Here is an 18233-nt window from a genome sequence, read left to right on the forward strand (position 1 = left end):
CGTGCGACACTGTGTTGATGCGCCGCGTTCTCACCTTGGTCACGGTTGCCTGCTGCCTGCTGGGTGCGGCCGTGGCCTCCACCGGTGTCGCCCTGGTCGCCGTCACGTCACCGGCTGTGGCCGCCGCCCCGGAGAAGCGCTGTGCTGTGACCGACAAGCGGCTCGCCGAGCTGTCCGGGCTGGTCGCCACGAAGACCGGTTACATCGTGATCAACGACGGCACCGAGTTCGACAGCCGAAAACGGGTCTTCTTCCTGGACACCAGGTGCAAGATTGCCAAGGACCCGGTCCGCTACTCGGGTGGCGGCCCGTTCGACACGGAGGACCTGGCGCTCTCTCCGGACGGCAAAACGCTCTGGATCGCCGACACCGGCGACAACGTGACCAGTAAGACGCGCCGGGAGCGGGTGGCGGTCTGGAGCATGCCGGCCGCTGGCGACAAGCGGCCGGTGCTGCACCGCCTCGCCTACCCCGACGGTAAGCCGCGCGACGCGGAGGCGTTGCTCATCGGCGACGACGGCGTCCCCCTGATCATCACCAAGGTCGCCTCCGGCACCGCCGAGATCTTCACGCCTGACGGGACGATGCCCAACGGCGACACCCTGCCCGGGCCGATGAAGAAGGTGGGCGAGGTCGGCCTGCCCAAGACGGAGACCGACAACCCGCTCGGGTTGCTCGGCCGGACGGCGATCACCGGTGCGGCCCGCTCCCCGGACGGCTCGCGGGTGGTGCTGCGAACGTACGCCGACGCATTCGAGTACGACGTCACCGACGGCGACGTGGTGAAGGCCCTGACCACCGGAAAACCCCGGGTGACGGCCCTCGCTGATCCGTTCGGCGAGGCGATCTCGTACAGCCCGGACGGCAAGACCTTCCTCACCGTCTCCGACGGCGGCCAGCTGGGGGAGGGGGAGGCGATCGACGTCCTCGCGTACTCGCCGTCGACCGAGGGCGCCAAGCCCGTCGGCCAGGAGACCGCCGGCCCGAAGCAGACAGCCGAGCGGTCGTGGTTCGACAGCCTGTCGTTGCAGGACATCATGTACCTGGTCGGTGCTGTCGGCCTGATCGGCGTGGTGCTGGTGGGGGCCGGCGTGTTCGGCATCCTGCGGGCTCGCCGTAGGCCCGTCGACGATCGGGGCACCGACGACCGTGGCCCGGCTGCTCGTTCCGGTGCCGCCGGGACCCGCCCCCGGGGCGGTGAGTACGGCGGTGCCGCCGGTGGTGCGTACGGCGCTCCCGCCGGTGGGCCGGCAGGTCCCGACCGCGGCCCGGGCCGGGCGGGTTCGCCGGCCGGTGGCGGGCACGGCAGGGGTCGACCCGGCGGTGGCGGCGGTGCCGTGTATGGCGGTCGTCGGTCCGATGGGGGTGTCTACGGCGGTGGCGCCCCGGTGGGAGCCGGGCGTGGCCGGCCCGGCGGTAACGGCGGTCGCCCGGGCGGTGGTGGTGGCAGCGGCGGCGTCTACGGCGGCCCGTCCGGCGGTGCCGTTTACGGGGGCGGCCGGGCCGTCGAGCCGCCGCGCGGCGCCGGCCAGCCCGACCCGCGGCCTGGCCGGCGCCGCGACGACGAGGGGCGGGGCGGCCAGCACGGGAAGGTGCACGACACCGGGCGCGGCAACCACGGTGACCGCTACTGAAGACGGTCGGTCTGGCCGGTCAGCTGGCTACGGCGGCCGGTGTGCTGGCGGCCTGGGCCGCCGACGCCGGCCACCGGTCAGATGCGTCGCAGCACGGCGACGACGCGCCCCATGATGGTGGCGTCGTCGCCCGGGATGGGGTCGAACGCCGGGTTCTGCGGCATCAGCCAGACGTGTCCGTCCCGGCGGCGGTAGGTCTTCACCGTCGCCTCGCCGTCGAGCATGGCGGCGACGATGTCGCCGGAGTCGGCCGTCGGCTGCTGCCGGACCACGACCCAGTCTCCGTCGCAGATCGCGGCGTCGAGCATCGAGTCACCCTTGACCTGGAGCATGAAGACCTCGCCCTCACCCACCAGTTCGCGAGGGAGTGGGAAGACGTCCTCGACGGCCTGCTCGGCCAGGATCGGGCCGCCGGCGGCGATCCTGCCCAGCATCGGCACGTACGCCGGGGTCGGGCGCTGGGAGCGGGTCAGTTCGTCGTCGATCGCGTCGCTGGGCGCCCGGACGTCGACCGCACGGGGCCGGTTGGGGTCGCGTCGCAGGAAACCCTTCTTCTCCAACTCCTTGAGCTGGTAGGCGACGCTGGACGGCGACACCAGGCCGACCGCTTCGCCGATCTCCCGCACGCTCGGCGGGTAGCCGTGCCGCTCGACCCAGGTCCGGATGAACTCCAGGATGCGCCGCTGCCGGGCGGTCAGGTCGACGGTCGCCGGGTCGGGGAAGGCGCTCACCACCGGGGTGACCGGACGCACGGCCGGCGTGCCGGTGCGGCCGCGCGCGGCGCCCCGGCGACGGGTGGCCGCCGCGCCCGCCTCGGTGATCTGCTGCGGGCTTTTCCGCCGGCTGGCCCGGTCCTCGGTCACGTCCGTCCTCCCTTGGTGGGTGTTGTGGCGCCTCGTCGGCACGTGGTGCGTGCGGTGGTGCTTGACGCCTGGGCGGAGAACCCACGGTGCGCCTGCCGTTCATGACCGTATCGGTGAGATCAGTCATTTTCAAACATCTGTACGACGTTGATCGGCGTGTCGAGGTGGAGATCCGTGCGGGTGGTGGCCGCGTTCTGGTAAATGGTACGTCGCGTCGAACGGCTGTTCTAATTCGGCGGATCGTCGGGGTCTGTCGGCCGGGTGGCCGACAACCGGGCCGGTGGCTGGGCGGTTGGGCTTCTGGGGGTCGGGGAAAGGGGTGCTCCCCGGATGTGGGTGACGCGCCGGACATGCCGGCCAACTTGATTTCGGATCGTCTGCGGCCTACGGTCGACCCCTAGATGTAGTAGTAACACGGGCGTAAGTCGCCTATAGGTTGGGTTCGACTACCGAACGCACTCCCGCATCGCCAGCCCGGCGGGGACCGTCGAAAGACGTCTCAGCCGTCCCGACGCGTGCCCGGAGGCAGCCGGCAGGCACCCGCGGTTGACAGAGGAGGAGGTCGGGCTCATGCGGTGTCCGTACTGCCGGCACCCCGACTCTCGGGTTGTCGACTCGCGGGAGGCCGACGACGGCCAGTTGATCCGCCGACGGCGATCCTGCCCGGAGTGCGGCAGACGGTTCACCACGGTGGAGGAGGCCGTCCTCGCGGTGGTCAAGCGCAGCGGGGTCACCGAGTCGTTCAGCCGTACGAAGATCATCGGCGGGGTGCGCAAGGCGTGCCAGGGCCGGCCGGTCGACGACGACTCCATCGCGCTGCTCGCGCAGAAGGTGGAGGAGACGGTCCGGGCCAAGGGGGCCGCCGAGATCCCCAGCCACGAGGTGGGGCTGGCCATCCTGGGGCCGCTACGGGACCTGGACGAGGTGGCCTACCTGCGGTTCGCCAGCGTCTATCGGTCGTTCGAGTCGCTCGCCGACTTCGAGCGCGAGATCGAGACGCTGCGCGCCGCGGCCCGGGCCCGGGTGGGTGCCGAGGCCGCCGAGGCGGCCGGCCGTACCAGTTGAGTTTCAGTTTCAGACAGTCGGACCGCGCGGGGCGCGCGGACGAGGGGCGGACAAGATGCCGGGGGACGGTGTGACGACGAGCAGGTCACGGAACAAGGCGGCGGCGGGGCTGACGGTCGAGCGGGTCTGGACCACCGAAGGGGTCCACCCGTACGACGAGGTCGCGTGGGAGCGCCGGGACGTCGTGATGACGAACTGGCGGGACGGCTCGGTCAACTTCGAGCAGCGGGGCGTGGAGTTCCCGGAGTCGTGGAGCGTCAACGCGGCCAATATCGTGACCACCAAGTACTTCCGGGGCGCGGTGGGCACCCCGGAGCGGGAGTGGTCGCTGCGGCAGCTGATCGACCGGGTGGTGCGCACCTACCGCACCGCCGGTGAGGAGTACGGCTACTTTGCCACCTCGGCCGACGCCGAGGTCTTCGCCCACGAACTGACCTGGATGCTGCTGCACCAGGTGTTCAGCTTCAACTCGCCGGTCTGGTTCAACGTGGGCACGCCCTCGCCGCAGCAGGTCAGCGCGTGTTTCATCCTTTCTGTGGACGACTCGATGGATTCCATCCTGGACTGGTACAAGGAGGAGGGGCTGATCTTCAAGGGCGGCTCCGGCTCCGGCGTCAACCTGTCCCGGATCCGCTCCTCGAAGGAGCTGCTCTCCTCCGGCGGCACCGCCTCCGGCCCGGTCAGCTTCATGCGCGGCGCGGACGCCTCCGCCGGCACCATCAAGTCCGGCGGTGCCACCCGGCGTGCGGCCAAGATGGTCATCCTCGACGTCGACCACCCGGACGTCGAGGAGTTCGTCGTCACCAAGGCGCGCGAGGAGAACAAGATCCGCGCGCTGCGGGACGCCGGCTTCGACATGGACCTGGGCGGTGCCGACATCGTCAGCGTGCAGTACCAGAACGCCAACAACTCGGTGCGGGTCTCCGACGAGTTCATGGCGGCGGTGGAGAACGACGGCAGTTTCGACCTGCGCGGCCGTCTCGACGGCGCGGTGATCGACACGATCGACGCGAAGCGGCTCTTCCGCACCGTCTCCCAGGCCGCCTGGGAGTGCGCCGACCCCGGCCTGCAGTACGACGACACCATCAACGACTGGCACACCTGCCCGGAGACCGGGCGGATCACCGCGTCGAACCCGTGCTCGGAGTACCTGCACCTGGACAACTCCTCGTGCAACCTGGCCTCGCTCAACCTGATGAAGTTCCTCCGCGCCGATGGTGGCTTCGAGGTGGCGAAGTTCGTCAAGTCGGTCGAGCTGATCATCACGGCGATGGACATCTCGATCTGCTTCGCCGACTTCCCGACCGAGAAGATCGGCGAGACCACCCGCGCCTACCGGCAGCTCGGGATCGGGTACGCCAACCTCGGCGCACTGCTGATGGCGTCGGGCCTGCCGTACGACTCGGAGCAGGGCCGCTCGCTGGCCGCGGCGATCACCTCGCTGATGACCGGCACCGCGTACCGCCGCTCGGCCGAGCTGGCCGGCGTCGTCGGCGCGTACGACGGCTACGCCCGCAACGCCGAGCCGCACAAGCGGGTGATGCGCAAGCACGCCGCCGCCAACGACGAGATCAAGCCCTCGGGCGCCGTGGCCACCGCCGTGCAGCGCGAGGCGACCAAGCAGTGGACCCTCGGCAACAAGGTCGGCGACCGGAGCGGCTGGCGGAACTCGCAGGCCAGTGTGCTCGCGCCCACCGGAACCATCGGCCTGATGATGGACTGTGACACCACCGGCGTCGAGCCGGACCTGGCGTTGGTCAAGTTCAAGAAACTGGTCGGCGGCGGGTCGATGCAGATCGTCAACCAGACCGTGCCGCGTGCCCTGCGCAGCCTCGGCTACCCCGAGGAGCAGGTCGAGGCGATTGTCGAGCACATCGCCGACCACGGCCACGTGGTGGACGCCCCCGGTCTCAAGCCGGAGCACTACCAGGTCTTCGACTGCGCGATGGGCGAGCGGTCGATCGCCCCGATGGGGCACGTGCGGATGATGGCGGCCGTCCAGCCGTTCATCTCCGGCGCCATCTCCAAGACGGTCAACATGCCTGAGCAGGCCACCGTCGAGGACGTCGAGCGGATCTACTTCGAGGGCTGGAAGCTCGGCCTCAAGGCGCTGGCGATCTACCGGGACAACTGCAAGGTCGGCCAGCCGCTCTCGGCGGCGAAGAAGAAGTCGGCGGAGCCGGAGCCGACGGCCGTGGTCGAGAAGGTCGTGGAGAAGGTCGTCGAGTACCACCCGGTGCGCAGGCGGCTGCCGAAGAAGCGGCCGTCGGAGACCATCTCCTTCTCGGTCGGCGGCGCCGAGGGCTACCTCACCGCCTCGTCGTACCCGGACGACGGTCTCGGCGAGGTCTTCCTCAAGATGTCGAAGCAGGGCTCGACCCTGGCCGGGGTGATGGACGCCTTCTCGGTGGCCATCTCCATCGGTCTCCAGTACGGCGTCCCGCTGGAGACGTACGTCAGCAAGTTCACCAACATGCGCTTCGAGCCGGCCGGCATGACCGACGATCCGGACGTGCGGATGGCGGCCTCGGTGATGGACTACATCTTCCGTCGCCTGGCCCTGGACTTCCTGCCGTACGAGCGCCGCGGGGAGCTGGGCATCTTCACCGCCAAGGAGCGGGCGGCCCAGTTGGCGGCCGAGGCGGAGGCGGAGGCGAACGGCGCGGACCTCACCGCGATGGCCGCCTCCGCCCCGGTCGAGGCGTCCGCCGAGCCGAAGACCGGCCCGGTCGCCCAGCCGGCGCAGGAAATCGCCGACGTCGCCGCAGCCAAGCCGGCGCCCTCGGTCGGCTCGAGCACCGAGCTGCTGGAGGCGGTGATCGGCAAGGCCGCCGACGCGCCGCTCTGCTTCACCTGCGGTACGAAGATGCGCCCGGCCGGTAGCTGCTACGTCTGCGAGGGCTGCGGCAGCACCAGCGGCTGCAGCTGACGTAGGAGCAACGAGCCCCGGGCATTACCAACGCCCGGGGCTCGTGAGTCGGTACGCACCCGTCCAGAATGTGGCGAGACGGACCTGGAGTGCCCGCGCGACCACCTGGTGTTTCCTCGGCGGTCACTCGTGAACACACAGAACACGGTTCGTCCAGTGTGGACCGGCGATGGGTGCACATCGGGCCGGGGCCCAGCGCGGCCCGGTGCGAGGAACTGTCGGCGGTGTTCGACGGAAGCGCCGGTCTCGCTGGCGCTCCACCTGGATCCCATCTGGTGTCGGCCGCCGAGGACCGGGACCTGGGCGCCGACCGGGTTGCTGCACCGGCGCTTCCTGTGCCGGATCCGGTGAGCCGCATGTCCCGGTGACGAGTGGTTCCACCACCGCGACGGGTCGCACGAGGGGTCCCGCCGGATCCTGACTACGACCAGCAGCGACCTGGGCGCGGGCGGTATGTTTCTGTGGGCCGTTACCGGGAACGGCGGACGGGAGGCCCGGCGTGTCCATCACCCTGTTTGCCCTGGGCGGCACCATCGCGATGGGCGATGCGGGCCAGGACGGGCCGGGAGTGCTACCCCGGCTGACCGGCGCGGACCTGACCGCCGCCGTGCCCGGCCTGGCGGATCTCGGCGAGCCGCTGGACGTCCGGGACGTTCTCGCGGTGCCCAGCGCGAACCTCACGTATCGGCATGTGCTGGACCTGGTCGACGCCGCGTCGCGGGCGGTGGCCGCGGGCGCGGTCGGCGTGGTCGTCACCCAGGGCACCGACACGCTGGAGGAGTCGGCCTTCCTGGCCGACCTGCTCTGGCCGCACGCCGCCCCACTGGTCTTCACCGGCGCGATGCGCAACCCCACCCTGGCCGGAGCGGACGGGCCGGCGAACCTGCTCGCCGCCGCGCGGGTGGCCGCCGCGCCCGCCGCCCGGGACCTCGGCGTGCTGGTCACGCTCAACGACGATGTCCACGCCGCCCGTTGGGTACGCAAGACGCACAGCACCAGCACCGCCACCTTCGTCTCCCCCGACGTCGGTCCGATCGGGCTCGTGGTCGAGGAGGAGGTGCGGGTGTTGGCCCGGCCCGAGCGGCGGGAACCACTGCCGCCGGTCGACCCGACCCGGCTGGGCGCCACCCGGGTCGCACTGCACACCGCGACCCTCGACGACGACGGCGGGCTGCTCGGCGGTCTCGCCGGAACCCACCACGGGCTGGTGGTCGCCGGCTTCGGCGTCGGGCACGTGCCGGGTGCGCTGGCCCCGATGCTCGGCGCCCTGGCCGCGCAGATCCCGGTGGTGCTCACCTCCCGATCCGGGGCTGGATCGGTACTGCGGCACACGTACGGCGCGGTCGGCTCGGAGTCCGATCTGCAACGACGTGGGCTGCTGAACGGCGGGATGCTCGACCCGTACAAGGCGAAGGTCCTGCTCCGGCTGCTGCTCGCGGCCGGCGTGGATCGGCCAGCCATCGCCGCCACCCTCGCCCGGCACGGGTGAGCGCCGTCCTCGGACTGCTCAGGTGACCGGCGAGCGACGAGCGCTGGCGCACCGGCCGCTGACCGATCCGCACCCGTCCCGGCTTCCGCTCGATCACCCCGACCGGTCGCGGATCCTCGCCGCGCACACGGCCGCCCTGACCAACGGCGGGGTCGGCTACCCCGATCCGGCGACGGGTCTCTTCGTCCTCAGTGCCGGCTTCCTCGCCCGCCGCGGCACCTGCTGCGGCCGAGGCTGCCGCCACTGTCCGTACGTCGACTGAACCCGCCACCCAGCGGCGATCGTGCACTGCTGGTCCCTGACCTGCCGGCTTGCGGCAGGTACTCCGGGCGGGAAGTGCAAACTCGACGAGGTGGGCGCGGGCCGGCGGAGTGGGATCAGCTGGCAGCGACGAAGACCCGGGAGGCGACTTCGCGGGGGAGGCGGACGCGGTCGCCGGAGCGGTCGATCGACACCCCGTCCCGCTCCTGGGCGACGGTCACCGTCGCGCCCGGGTCGACTCCGGCGGCGTGCAGCTGGCGCAGCACGTCCGCGTTGGTCTGCACACTTTCGCAGATCCGCCGGACCACGACGGGGCCGGACAGACCGGGGAACACCAGGTTGCGCTCACCCTCCGCCGGTTCGGCCTCGGCCGGGCTCGCCGAGCCCAGCTCCGCCAAGCCCGGGATCGGGTTGCCGTAGGGCGAGCGGGTGGGGCGGTTGAGCAGGTCGTACACCCGCTTCTCCACCGCGTCGCTCATCACGTGCTCCCACCGGCAGGCCTCCTCGTGAGCCTCCTCGTAGGGCATCCCGATGACGTTGACCAGCAGCAGCTCGGCCAGCCGGTGCTTGCGCATCACGGAGACCGCCGTGCTGCGCCCGGCCGGGGTGAGGGCCAGGTGCCGGTCGCCCTCGACGGTGAGCAGGCCGTCCCGCTCCATCCGCGCGACGGTCTGGCTGACGGTGGGGCCGCTCTGCCGCAGTCGCTCGGCGATCCGGGCGCGCAGCGGCGGAACCCCCTCCTCCTCGAGTTCGAGGATGGTGCGCAGGTACATCTCGGTCGTGTCGACAAGATCATGTTTGGCCATCGCTACCACCTCTTCCCGGAGGCAACTACGCCCTCACTCGAGTCGACCGAATCATGTTTCACGGCAGCCCTCCGGTGATCGATACTACCCCGAGTAACGGCGAACGGCCGACGCCGAACCGCCCGGCGGATACCCCGATGGTGTTGACTGGACATCATGTCCGGCACCGAGGATCTGCTGGTCGAGGTCGACCGGCTCGCCGCCGAACTCGACGGCGTCACCCCGCCCACCCTGCTCGACGTCCGCTGGCGCCTGACCGGCCCGCCCGGCCGGGCCGACTACGCCGCCGGCCACCTGCCCGGCGCGGTCTTCGTCGACCTGGACACCGACCTGTGCGGGCCGCCGGGGGCCGCCGGCCGGCACCCGCTGCCGGACCCCGCCGCGCTCCAGGCCGCGCTGCGGGCCGCCGGAGTCCGGGCCGGACACCCGGTCGTGGTGTACGACGGCGGCGACGGCATGTCCGCCGCCCGAGCCTGGTGGACGCTGCGCTGGGCGGGCCACCGAAAGGTCCGCCTGCTGCACGGCGGCTGGCCAGCCTGGGTCGCGGCGGGCCTGCCCATCTCCACCGAGGCACCCGTCCCGCCGCCCGGCGACGTCGAGGTGCACCCCGGTGCGCTGCCGGTGCTCGACGCGGCCGGGGCCGCCCGGCTCGCCGCGGCCGGCGACGGCGCCCTCGTGGACGTCCGGGCGGGGGCCCGCTACCGGGGCGAGACCGAGCCGATCGACCCGGTCGCCGGGCACGTGCCGGGCGCGGCGAACCTGCCCGCACCGGAGTACGTCGCCGAGGGCCGGTTCCCGGCGGCCGACGCGTTGCAGCGGCGGTTCGCCGCCGCCGGGGTGGTCGCCGGCCAGCCGGTCGGCGCGTACTGCGGGTCCGGTGTCACCGCCGCGCAGGCGGTCCTCGCCCTGCACCTGGCCGGTCGCCCGGACGCCGCGCTGTACGTCGGGTCGTGGAGCAACTGGGTCGCCGACCCGTCTCGCCCGGTGGCGGTGGGGGAGCAGCCCGCCGGGTCCGCGCCGTCGGCGTGAGCGCCCGGCACCGGCGGCGGGCCAAAACCGGTGCGGCGCACGGCCGGTCGGCCGGCGACGCCACCGACCTGAGCGACGCGTGCCGTGGGTCACCGCACAAGATTCTCGTGCGACGATGGGCCCATGTCGGACGACACGGTGGTGGTGTGGGACGAGTCGCTGCTCGCCTACGACTTCGGTGACCATCCGCTTGACCCGGTCCGGGTGGAGCTGGCCGTCGCGCTGGCCCGACAGCTGGCTGTGCTGGAACGCCCGGGGGTGCGACTGGTCAAGCCGGAGCCGGCGGACGACGATCTGCTGACCCGGGTGCACGACCCGCGTTACCTGGAGGCCGTTCGCGCCGCCTCGCAGGACCCGCTCTTCGCCAGGTTCGGCCTGGGCACCTCCGACAACCCGGTCTTCGCGGGGATGCACGAGGCCAGCGCGCTGATCGCGGGCGCCTCGGTGGCGGCGGCCGAGGCGGTCTGGCGGGGCGACGCGCGCCGGGCGGTCAACGTGGCCGGCGGGCTGCACCACGCCATGCCGGCGCGGGCCGCCGGCTTCTGCGTCTACAACGACCCGGCGGTGGCCATCGCCCGCCTGCTCGACCTCGGCGCGCAGCGGGTCGCGTACGTGGATGTGGACGTCCACCACGGCGACGGGGTGCAGCGGATCTTCTGGAACGACCCGCGGGTGCTGACCGTGAGCCTGCACGAGACGCCCCTCGCCCTGTTCCCGGGAACCGGTTTCCCGGACGAGACCGGTGGCCCGGAGGCGCCGGGCAGCGCGGTCAACATCCCGCTGCCGCCCGGCGTCGACGACGCCGGCTGGCAGCGGGCGTTCCACGCGATCGTGCCGTCGGTGCTGCACGCCTTCCAGCCGCAGGTGCTGGTCACCCAGTGCGGTGCGGACGGGCACCGGCTCGACCCGCTCGCCGACCTGAACCTGTCGGTCGACGGCCAGCGCGCCACCTACATCGCCCTGCGGGCGCTCGCCGACGAGCTGTGCGAAGGGCGCTGGGTGGCCACCGGCGGCGGCGGGTACGCGCTGGTCGAGGTCGTGCCCCGGGCCTGGACCCACCTGCTCGCGGTGGCCACCGGCACGCCGCTCGACCCGGCAACGCTCACCCCGCCCGTCTGGCGGGAACTGGCCGCCTCCCGGCGTCCCGGCCGGGAGGTCCCGCTGCGAATGACCGACGACGTCGACCCCTCGTACGAACCGTGGCAGCCCTCCGGCGAGCCGAACTCGGTGGACCGCGCCATCGCCACCACCCGCAGGTCGATCTTCCCGCTGCTGGGGCTCGACCCGCACGACCCGCGCGACTGACGCGGCCGGGGAGGGCCGCCCAACGTGACCACAGTGGACCAGCCGGTGGACGTGTTGCTCAGCGACGGCACCACCGTCCAGTTGCGGTCGATCCGGCCGTCGGACGGGCCGGGCATCGTCGCGATGCACTCGCGCTTCTCCGAGCGCACCCGCTACCTGCGCTACTTCTCGCCGTACCCGCGGATCCCCGAGCGTGACCTCCAGCGCTTCGTGCACGTCGACCACCGGGATCGGGAGGCGTTCGTGGTGCTGGCCGCCGACCAGATCGTCGCGGTCGGCCGGTACGAGCGTCTCGGACGGCAGTCCCCGGAGGCCGAGGTGGCGTTCGTGGTCGAGGACGCCTACCAGGGCCGGGGCATCGGGTCGGTGCTGCTGGAGCACCTGGCCGACGCGGCCCGGCGGATCGGCCTCACGAGCTTCGTCGCCGAGGTGCTGCCGACCAACGGCGCGATGCTGCGAGTGTTCGCCGACTTCGGGTACCAGGTGCAGCGCCAGTTCGCCGACGGCGTGGTCCACCTGAGCTTCCCGATCGCGCCGACCGACGCCACGTTGGAGGTGCAACGGGGCCGCGAGCGCCGCACCGAGGCCAGGTCCGTCGCCCGGCTGCTCGCGCCGCGCGGCGTCGCCGTCTACGGCGCCAGCGCCACCGGGCAGGGCGTCGGGGCGGCGGTGCTCGGGCACCTGCGCGACTACGGGTTCACCGGCAGCGTCGTACCCGTGCACCTGACCGCGACGACGGTGGCCGGGCTGCCGGCGTACCCGTCGGCGGCCGACGCGGGCCTGCCGGTCGACCTGGCCGTGGTGGCCGTCCCGCCGGACGCGGTGGAGACGGTGGTCGCCGACGCGGCCGCCGGGGCGCACGGCCTGATCGTGATCAGCGCCGGCTTCGCCGAGGCCGGCGCGGAGGGCGCGGCCGCGCAGCGCCGGCTGGTTCGCGCCGCGCACGCGGCGGGCATGCGCGTCGTCGGTCCGAACTGCCTGGGGGTGGCGAACACCGCCCCCGACGTACGCCTCAACGCCACGCTCGCCCCACGGCTGCCGGTGCCCGGCCGGGTCGGTCTGTTCAGTCAGTCCGGCGCGTTCGGGGTGGCGCTGCTGGCCGAGGCGGACCGGCGGGGGCTCGGCCTGTCCAGCTTCGTGTCGGCCGGCAACCGGGCCGACGTCTCCGGCAACGACCTGCTCCAGTACTGGCAGGGCGACCCCGGCACCGACGTGATCATGTTGTACCTGGAAACCTTCGGCAACCCGCGGAAGTTCGCCCGGCTGGCCCGGCGGATCGGGCGGGACAAACCGATCGTCGCGCTGGCGTCACCGGCCCGTCCGCCCGGGGTCGGCCCGTCGGCCGGCCCGGATCAGGTAGCGGTCAGCGCGCTGTTCGCCCAGTCCGGGGTGATTCGGGTGGACACGGTCGCCGAGCTGCTCGACGTCGGCGTCCTGCTGGCCCACCAGCCGCTGCCCGGCGGCGATCGGGTCGGGGTCGTCGGTAACTCGTCTGCGCTGGCCGGGCTCGCGGCCACCGCCTGCGCAGCGCAGGGGCTCACCCTCGCCGACGGATACCCGCGCAACGTCGGCCCACGTGCCGGAGCGGCCGAGTTCGCCGCGGCCCTCGCCGCCGCGGCGGCCGACGAGGTGGTGGACTCGCTGGTTGCGGTGTTCGCGCCGCCGCTGCCCGGCCAACTGCCGGACGCCGAGGCGGACTTCACCGCCGCTCTGCCCGCGGCGCTCGCCGCCGGCAAGCCCACGGTGGCGACGTTCCTGGTCGGACGCGCCCCGACCGGGGTGCCCGGGTATCCGAGCGTGGAGGAGGCGGTCCGCGCCCTGGGCCGGGTCACCGCGTACGCCGACTGGCTGCGGCGGCGCCCCGGGAGGCTGTCCGAGCTGCCCGACGTCGACCGGGGCGCGGCGCAGACGGCACTGCGTCCCGATTCCCTCGATCCGGGCGGGCTGCTCGCCGCCTACGGGATCGACGTGGTGGCATCGGTGCCGGCCGCCTCGGCGGACGAGGCCGCGGAGGCGGCGGTCGAGCTGGGCTTTCCGGTGGCGCTGAAGGCCGCCGCCCCGGGCCTGCGGCACCGGCTGGACCTCGGCGCCGTCCGCCTCGACCTGCCCGACGAGGCGACCGTGCGGCGCGCGTACGCGGAGATGTCGACGGTGTTCGGCACCGACGTCCTGGTCCAGCCGATGGTCCCCCCGGGGGTGGCCTGCGTGGTGGAGCTGGTGGAGGACCCGGCGTTCGGCCCGGTGGTCGGCTTCGGCCTGGGCGGCGTCGCGACCGAGCTGCTGGGCGACCGGGCCTGGCGGTCGGCACCACTGACCGACCTCGACGCGGCCGAGCTGGTCGACGAGCCGCGAGCGGCCCCGCTCCTGCGCGGGCACCGGGGCGCCGCTCCGGTGGATCGCACGTCCCTGGCCGACCTGCTGGTGCGGGTGGGGCTGCTCGGCGACGAGCAGCCCCGGGTCCGCGCCCTGACCCTGAACCCGGTGCTGGCCCGCCCGGACGGGTTGTCGGTGCTGCACGCCACGGTCCGGATCGGCTCGGCCGGCGCCCGCCCCGACACCGGCCCCCGCCGGTTGTGAGGAAGACCCGTCGGGACACCCGACGTGATGGCGGAGGACCCCGCTCGACGCAGGGTTCGCCCGGGACAGCTCGGCGCGCTCCGCCGAACCGACGACGGCCTGGCGACCCGCCCGGGCCGTCGCGGGCGACGCCCACCTCAGCAGGCGTACGCCTCCAGGCGCTGCGCCCGCTCCGGGGCCCGCAGCTTCAGCAGTGTCACCTTCTCGATCTGCCGGATCCGCTCGCGGGACAGACCGAACTCCCGTCCGACCTCGTCCAGCGTGCGCTGCCGGCCGTCGTCCAGCCCGAACCGGAGCCGGATCACCGCCTGCTCGCGCTGGGACAGCGTGGCGAGCACGACGCTCACCTCCTGGCGCAGCTCACCCTGGGCGGCGGCGTCGTCCGGGCCGGCCGTCGGTCCGACCGACGCGACGAAGTCACCGAGCGCGCTCTCTCCGTCCTCGCCGACTGCCTGGTCCAGGCTCACCGGCTCCCGGTCGAACGAGATCAGCTCGATCACCTGGTACTCGGGGATGTTCAGCGCCTGGGACACCTCCGCGACGGTGGGCTCCCGGCCGAGCGAGATCGACAACTCCCGGCGGGCCCGCACCATCCGATTGACCTGCTCGACCATGTGCACCGGGATGCGGATGGTGCGGGCCTGGTCGGCCATGGCGCGGGTGATCGCCTGGCGGATCCACCAGGTGGCGTAGGTGGAGAACTTGTAGCCCTTGGCGTAGTCGAACTTCTCGACCGCGCGGATCAGGCCGAGGTTGCCTTCCTGGATCAGGTCCAGGAAGGCCATCCCGCGGCCCGTGTACCGCTTGGCGATGCTCACGACGAGGCGTAGGTTCGCCTCCAGCAGGTGATTCTTGGCGGCCCGCCCCTCGGCGGCGATCAGCTTCAGGTCGGCCCGCAGTGCTGCGGAGACCGGGGTGCAGGTGGCGAGTTTCTCCTCGGCGAAGAGCCCGGCCTCGATGCGGCGGGCCAGCTCGACCTCCTGCGCGGCGGTCAGCAGCTTCGTCTTGCCGATGCCGTTGAGGTACGCCCGCACGAGGTCCGTGGAGATGCCGCGCTCGTCGGTGGCGTCCAGGTCGGTCAAGGTCTCGGTGCCGTGGTCGGCGTCGATCGTGCCAACCGGGCGCGTCCGGTGCTCCATCATCTGCAGGGCCATCTTTCGTCTCTCCCCGTGTCCACGTCTGTGCCGCACTCTCCGGCCAGTGGTGCCGGTGACACACAGCTTGGCGCCCGGGGCGTGAGACAGGGGTGAGGCGATCGGGGACCCGACAGGAATCCCACCTGGCGTGTCGCCGTCGGCCGGTGCTTGCCGGACCCGGTTACCGTGCCAGCGGTCGGCCGGGAGAGGTCGGCTGCCGGCACGGCCAGCGGAGCGGCCGCCGGCGAACGTTCCGCACAGGTGATGGAGAGCGTCGTGGTCTTCAAGCGGCTCATGCAGGCGATGGGCGTCGGCGGCCCCTCGGTGGAAACCGTTCTGGCGAATCCGAACTGCCGCCCCGGCGGCCAACTGGAGGGGACCGTCCACGTCGCGGGCGGCGACCACCCGGTCGACATTTCGTACGTGGCGCTGGGCCTGGTCACCCGGGTCGAGGTGGAGAGCGGTGACAACGACTACGAGACCACCGAGGAGTTCCACCGCCAGCACATCACCGGCTCGTTCCGGCTGGAGGCCGGGCAGCGGTACGACGTCCCGTTCCGCTTCGACGTGCCCTGGGAGACCCCGCTCACCGAGCTGTACGGCCAGCACCTGCGCGGCATGACGATGGGCCTGCGGACCGAGTTGGAGGTGGCTCGCGCGGTCGACAAGGGCGACCTGGACGCCGTGGCCGTGCATCCGCTGCCGTCGCAGGAGCGGATCCTGGAGGCGTTCCTGCGGCTGGGCTTCCGGTTCGCCCGCGCCGACGTCGAGCGCGGCCACATCTACGGAGTGCGGCAGACGCTGCCGTTCTATCAGGAGATCGAGTTCTACCCGGCGCCGCAGTACGCCAGCGGGATCAACCAGCTCGAGGTCACCTTCGTGACCGATCCACACCAGATCCAGGTCGTGCTGGAGTTGGACAAGCGGGGCGGCCTGTTCACCGAGGGCCGCGACGCCTTCGGCCGCTTCTCGGTCGACCACGTGACCGCCGACCGCACCGACTGGACCGCCCAGCTCGACGCCTGGCTGCGCCAGTCCCTCCAGCGCCGCGGCCTCTTCGGCTGATCGCCGCGCGCACTCCCGGTTGCCAGGAGTGGGTGGGTCCGGGGCGGACGGACAGCACGCCATCATGATCAACCCTGGGGCGCGGCGGTGTGGCTACAGCTCCAGGACGATGGTGCGGGGGCCGACGTTGACGCTCTCCACCAGCATGTGGGTGCGAAAGCGGCCGGTCTCCACCGTGGCGCCGCGGTCGCGCAGCGCCGCTACCACCGCGTCCACCAGGGGCTCGGCGACCGCGGCGGGGGCCGCCGCCGTCCAGGTGGGACGGCGGCCCTTGCGGGCGTCGCCGTAGAGGGTGAACTGGCTGACCACCAGGATCGGCGCGCCGGTGTCGGCGGCGGACCGCTCGTCGTCGAGGAGGCGCAGCTCGTGCACCTTGCGGGCCATCGCGCGCGCCGTCTCAACGGTGTCGGAATGGGTCACGCCGAGCAGCACCAGCAGACCGTCGTCGATGTCGCCGACCACCTCGTCGCCGACCGTCACGCTGGCCCGGCCAACCGTCTGCACCACCGCCCGCATCAGATGATGCTATCGAGGACGAGCGGCGCGACCGCCGGGCGGCCCGGCGCTCGCCTCAGACCTGCACCGGCTCGATGAAGCCCCGTTCGACCAGGTGTGCCACGACGGGGCCGGCCGCCTCAGCGAGCTCGTCGGGCGTCACGTCGTGCGCGGCGGCGAGCAGAGTCAGCTGGTCGCGCAGCGGCAGCCGGCCGTCGGCACCGCCGACCAGGGCCAGCACCAGCGGGTCGATCTCCTCCGTCCAGCGCAGCCCGTGTGGCATGGCCAGCACCTGCCGGTCAACGGCCCAGCCCTCGTCGCCCATGGTGGCCTCCTGCCGCAGCTGGAGGCCGTCCGCGGCCCGGTAGCGCGCGGCGAGCAGCCCGTCGGTTCCGTGTACCCGGAGCCAGTCCTGCCGGTCGAACCAGCTCGCGACACGGTCGCCGAGCGGCACCTGTACCCGCTGGCGCAGGTCCTCCACCCGCAGCACCGGCTCGTCGTGGCCAGCACGGCGCAGCGAGACGATACCGAAACCGACCGCTTCGATCTTGTGCGCGTCGAACCAGTCCAGCCACTCGGCCATCCGTTGCGGGCCAGCCGCCTCACTGGCGTCGGCGAGCCACAGATTGACGTAGGCCATCGGATCGGCGACCTCACGCTGGATCACCCAGGCGTCCAGCCCGGTGCCGGCGAACCACCCGGCGACCCGCTCGGTCCAGTCCTCGCCGGCGACGTGCACCCAGTTGGCCAGGAACTGCATCGTGCCGCCCTCGGTGAGCAGGCCCGGCGCGGCGGCGGCCAGCTCGGCGCCGATCGCGTCACCGACCCGGCCTGAGTCGCGGTAGACGTGCGTGGTGGTGCCGGGCCCGACGACGAACGGCGGGTTGCTGACCACCAGGTCGAAGCGACGACCGGCGACCGGGGCGACCAGGTCGCCGCGTAGCAGCTCCCAGTCCTGGCCGTTGAGTGCGGCGGTGGTGGCGGCGAAGCGCAACGCCCGTACGGACACGTCGGTGGCGGTGACCGACCGCGCGTGGGTCGCCAGGTGCAACGCCTGAATGCCGGAGCCGGTGCCCAGGTCCAACGCGGTTCCGACCGGCCTTCGGACGGTCGCGCCGATCAGTGTCTGGGTTGCCCCGCCGATGCCGAGCACATGCTCGGCATGCAGCGGACGGCCGGGCCGGGCGCTCGCGGGCACGTCGGCGAGCACCCACCAGTCGTCGCCGTACGGCTCCAGGTCCAGGCCCATCCGTAGCCCGTCGCCGTGCCGCTCGACCAGGCCACCGGCGAGCGCTTCCTCGATCGGCAGCGGCCCGAGGGCGGCGGCGACGGCGGCATCCGGCTCGGTCTGCTCGCAGATGAAGACCCGGATCAGCGTCGCGAGGGGATCGCGGTCCTCGGTGGCGCGCAGCGCCGCTCGGAAGTCGTTGCGGGCCATTCCGCCGGTGGCGTGCGAGCCGAGCCGGCCGGCGATGCCGTTCGAGGTGAAGTTCGCCCGGGTGAGCGCTGTGCGCAACGCCGCCACTCCGGCGGGGGTGAGCAGCATGTCGTGTCCATCCACATCGCCATCCTGCCTGTC

14 protein-coding genes are annotated in these 18233 nt (G+C 72.6%); 9 read left to right on the forward strand and 5 right to left on the reverse strand.

The features are described from left to right. The first annotated feature begins 17 nt into the window (after positions 1-17). Positions 18-1634, forward strand: a complete 1617-nt coding sequence (locus QTQ03_RS27815; RefSeq protein WP_289280592.1) for a hypothetical protein — start codon at positions 18-20, stop codon at positions 1632-1634. 77 nt (positions 1635-1711) lie between these two features. Here QTQ03_RS27815 and lexA read toward each other — a convergent pair whose 3' ends face one another. Continuing rightward, positions 1712-2497: a transcriptional repressor LexA gene (lexA, locus tag QTQ03_RS27820; protein WP_289280593.1), complete on the reverse strand. Its 786-nt coding sequence runs from the start codon at positions 2495-2497 to the stop codon at positions 1712-1714. Positions 2498-3067: 570 nt separating this feature from the next. On the opposite strand from lexA, the gene nrdR reads away from it, so the two are divergent. The 4 genes from nrdR (at position 3068) to QTQ03_RS27840 (ending at position 8242) form a co-directional block, all read left to right on the forward strand. Continuing rightward, a complete protein-coding gene (gene nrdR, locus QTQ03_RS27825) occupies positions 3068-3562 on the forward strand; it encodes a transcriptional regulator NrdR (RefSeq protein ID WP_289280594.1) in 495 nt (164 codons plus the stop codon). 55 nt (positions 3563-3617) lie between these two features. Continuing rightward, the gene (locus QTQ03_RS27830) at positions 3618-6491 is read left to right on the forward strand and encodes a vitamin B12-dependent ribonucleotide reductase (protein ID WP_289280595.1); all 2874 of its coding nucleotides are present in this window, start codon (positions 3618-3620) and stop codon (positions 6489-6491) included. A gap of 499 nt (positions 6492-6990) precedes the next feature. Then, positions 6991-7980: an asparaginase gene (locus QTQ03_RS27835; RefSeq protein WP_289280596.1), complete on the forward strand. Its 990-nt coding sequence runs from the start codon at positions 6991-6993 to the stop codon at positions 7978-7980. Between the two features lie 22 nt (positions 7981-8002). Continuing rightward, positions 8003-8242: a C1orf53 family protein gene (locus QTQ03_RS27840; RefSeq protein WP_289276122.1), complete on the forward strand. Its 240-nt coding sequence runs from the start codon at positions 8003-8005 to the stop codon at positions 8240-8242. Between the two features lie 115 nt (positions 8243-8357). Here the strand turns inward: QTQ03_RS27840 and QTQ03_RS27845 are convergent, their stop codons facing one another. Next, positions 8358-9047, reverse strand: coding sequence for an iron-dependent transcriptional repressor DtxR (locus QTQ03_RS27845; protein WP_502889666.1), 690 nt, complete (start codon positions 9045-9047; stop codon positions 8358-8360). 156 nt (positions 9048-9203) lie between these two features. On the opposite strand from QTQ03_RS27845, the gene QTQ03_RS27850 reads away from it, so the two are divergent. The 3 genes from QTQ03_RS27850 (at position 9204) to QTQ03_RS27860 (ending at position 13958) form a co-directional block, all read left to right on the forward strand. Further along, positions 9204-10076, forward strand: coding sequence for a sulfurtransferase (locus QTQ03_RS27850; protein ID WP_289280597.1), 873 nt, complete (start codon positions 9204-9206; stop codon positions 10074-10076). Between the two features lie 123 nt (positions 10077-10199). Further along, entirely contained in the window at positions 10200-11381 is a 1182-nt protein-coding gene (locus QTQ03_RS27855; RefSeq protein ID WP_289280598.1) for an acetoin utilization protein AcuC, read from the forward strand. 24 nt (positions 11382-11405) lie between these two features. Then, a complete protein-coding gene (locus QTQ03_RS27860; protein WP_289280599.1) occupies positions 11406-13958 on the forward strand; it encodes a bifunctional acetate--CoA ligase family protein/GNAT family N-acetyltransferase in 2553 nt (850 codons plus the stop codon). A 137-nt stretch (positions 13959-14095) separates the two neighbouring features. On the opposite strand, the gene sigB is transcribed toward QTQ03_RS27860, so the two are convergent. Beyond that, positions 14096-15112: an RNA polymerase sigma factor SigB gene (sigB, locus tag QTQ03_RS27865; protein WP_502889667.1), complete on the reverse strand. Its 1017-nt coding sequence runs from the start codon at positions 15110-15112 to the stop codon at positions 14096-14098. A 258-nt stretch (positions 15113-15370) separates the two neighbouring features. Here sigB and QTQ03_RS27870 point away from each other — a divergent pair, with 258 nt between their 5' ends. After that, positions 15371-16159, forward strand: coding sequence for a sporulation protein (locus tag QTQ03_RS27870; RefSeq protein WP_289280603.1), 789 nt, complete (start codon positions 15371-15373; stop codon positions 16157-16159). Between the two features lie 93 nt (positions 16160-16252). Here the strand turns inward: QTQ03_RS27870 and dtd are convergent, their stop codons facing one another. Beyond that, on the reverse strand, positions 16253-16675 hold the full coding sequence (gene dtd / locus QTQ03_RS27875) for a D-aminoacyl-tRNA deacylase (RefSeq protein ID WP_289276124.1): 423 nt from the start codon (positions 16673-16675) through the stop codon (positions 16253-16255). 55 nt (positions 16676-16730) lie between these two features. Next, positions 16731-18215, reverse strand: a complete 1485-nt coding sequence (locus QTQ03_RS27880) for a DUF7782 domain-containing protein (RefSeq protein WP_289276125.1) — start codon at positions 18213-18215, stop codon at positions 16731-16733. Positions 18216-18233 lie beyond the last annotated feature (18 nt).

Source organism: Micromonospora sp. WMMA1363 (genome assembly GCF_030345795.1).
Classification (GTDB): Bacteria; Actinomycetota; Actinomycetes; order Mycobacteriales; family Micromonosporaceae; genus Micromonospora.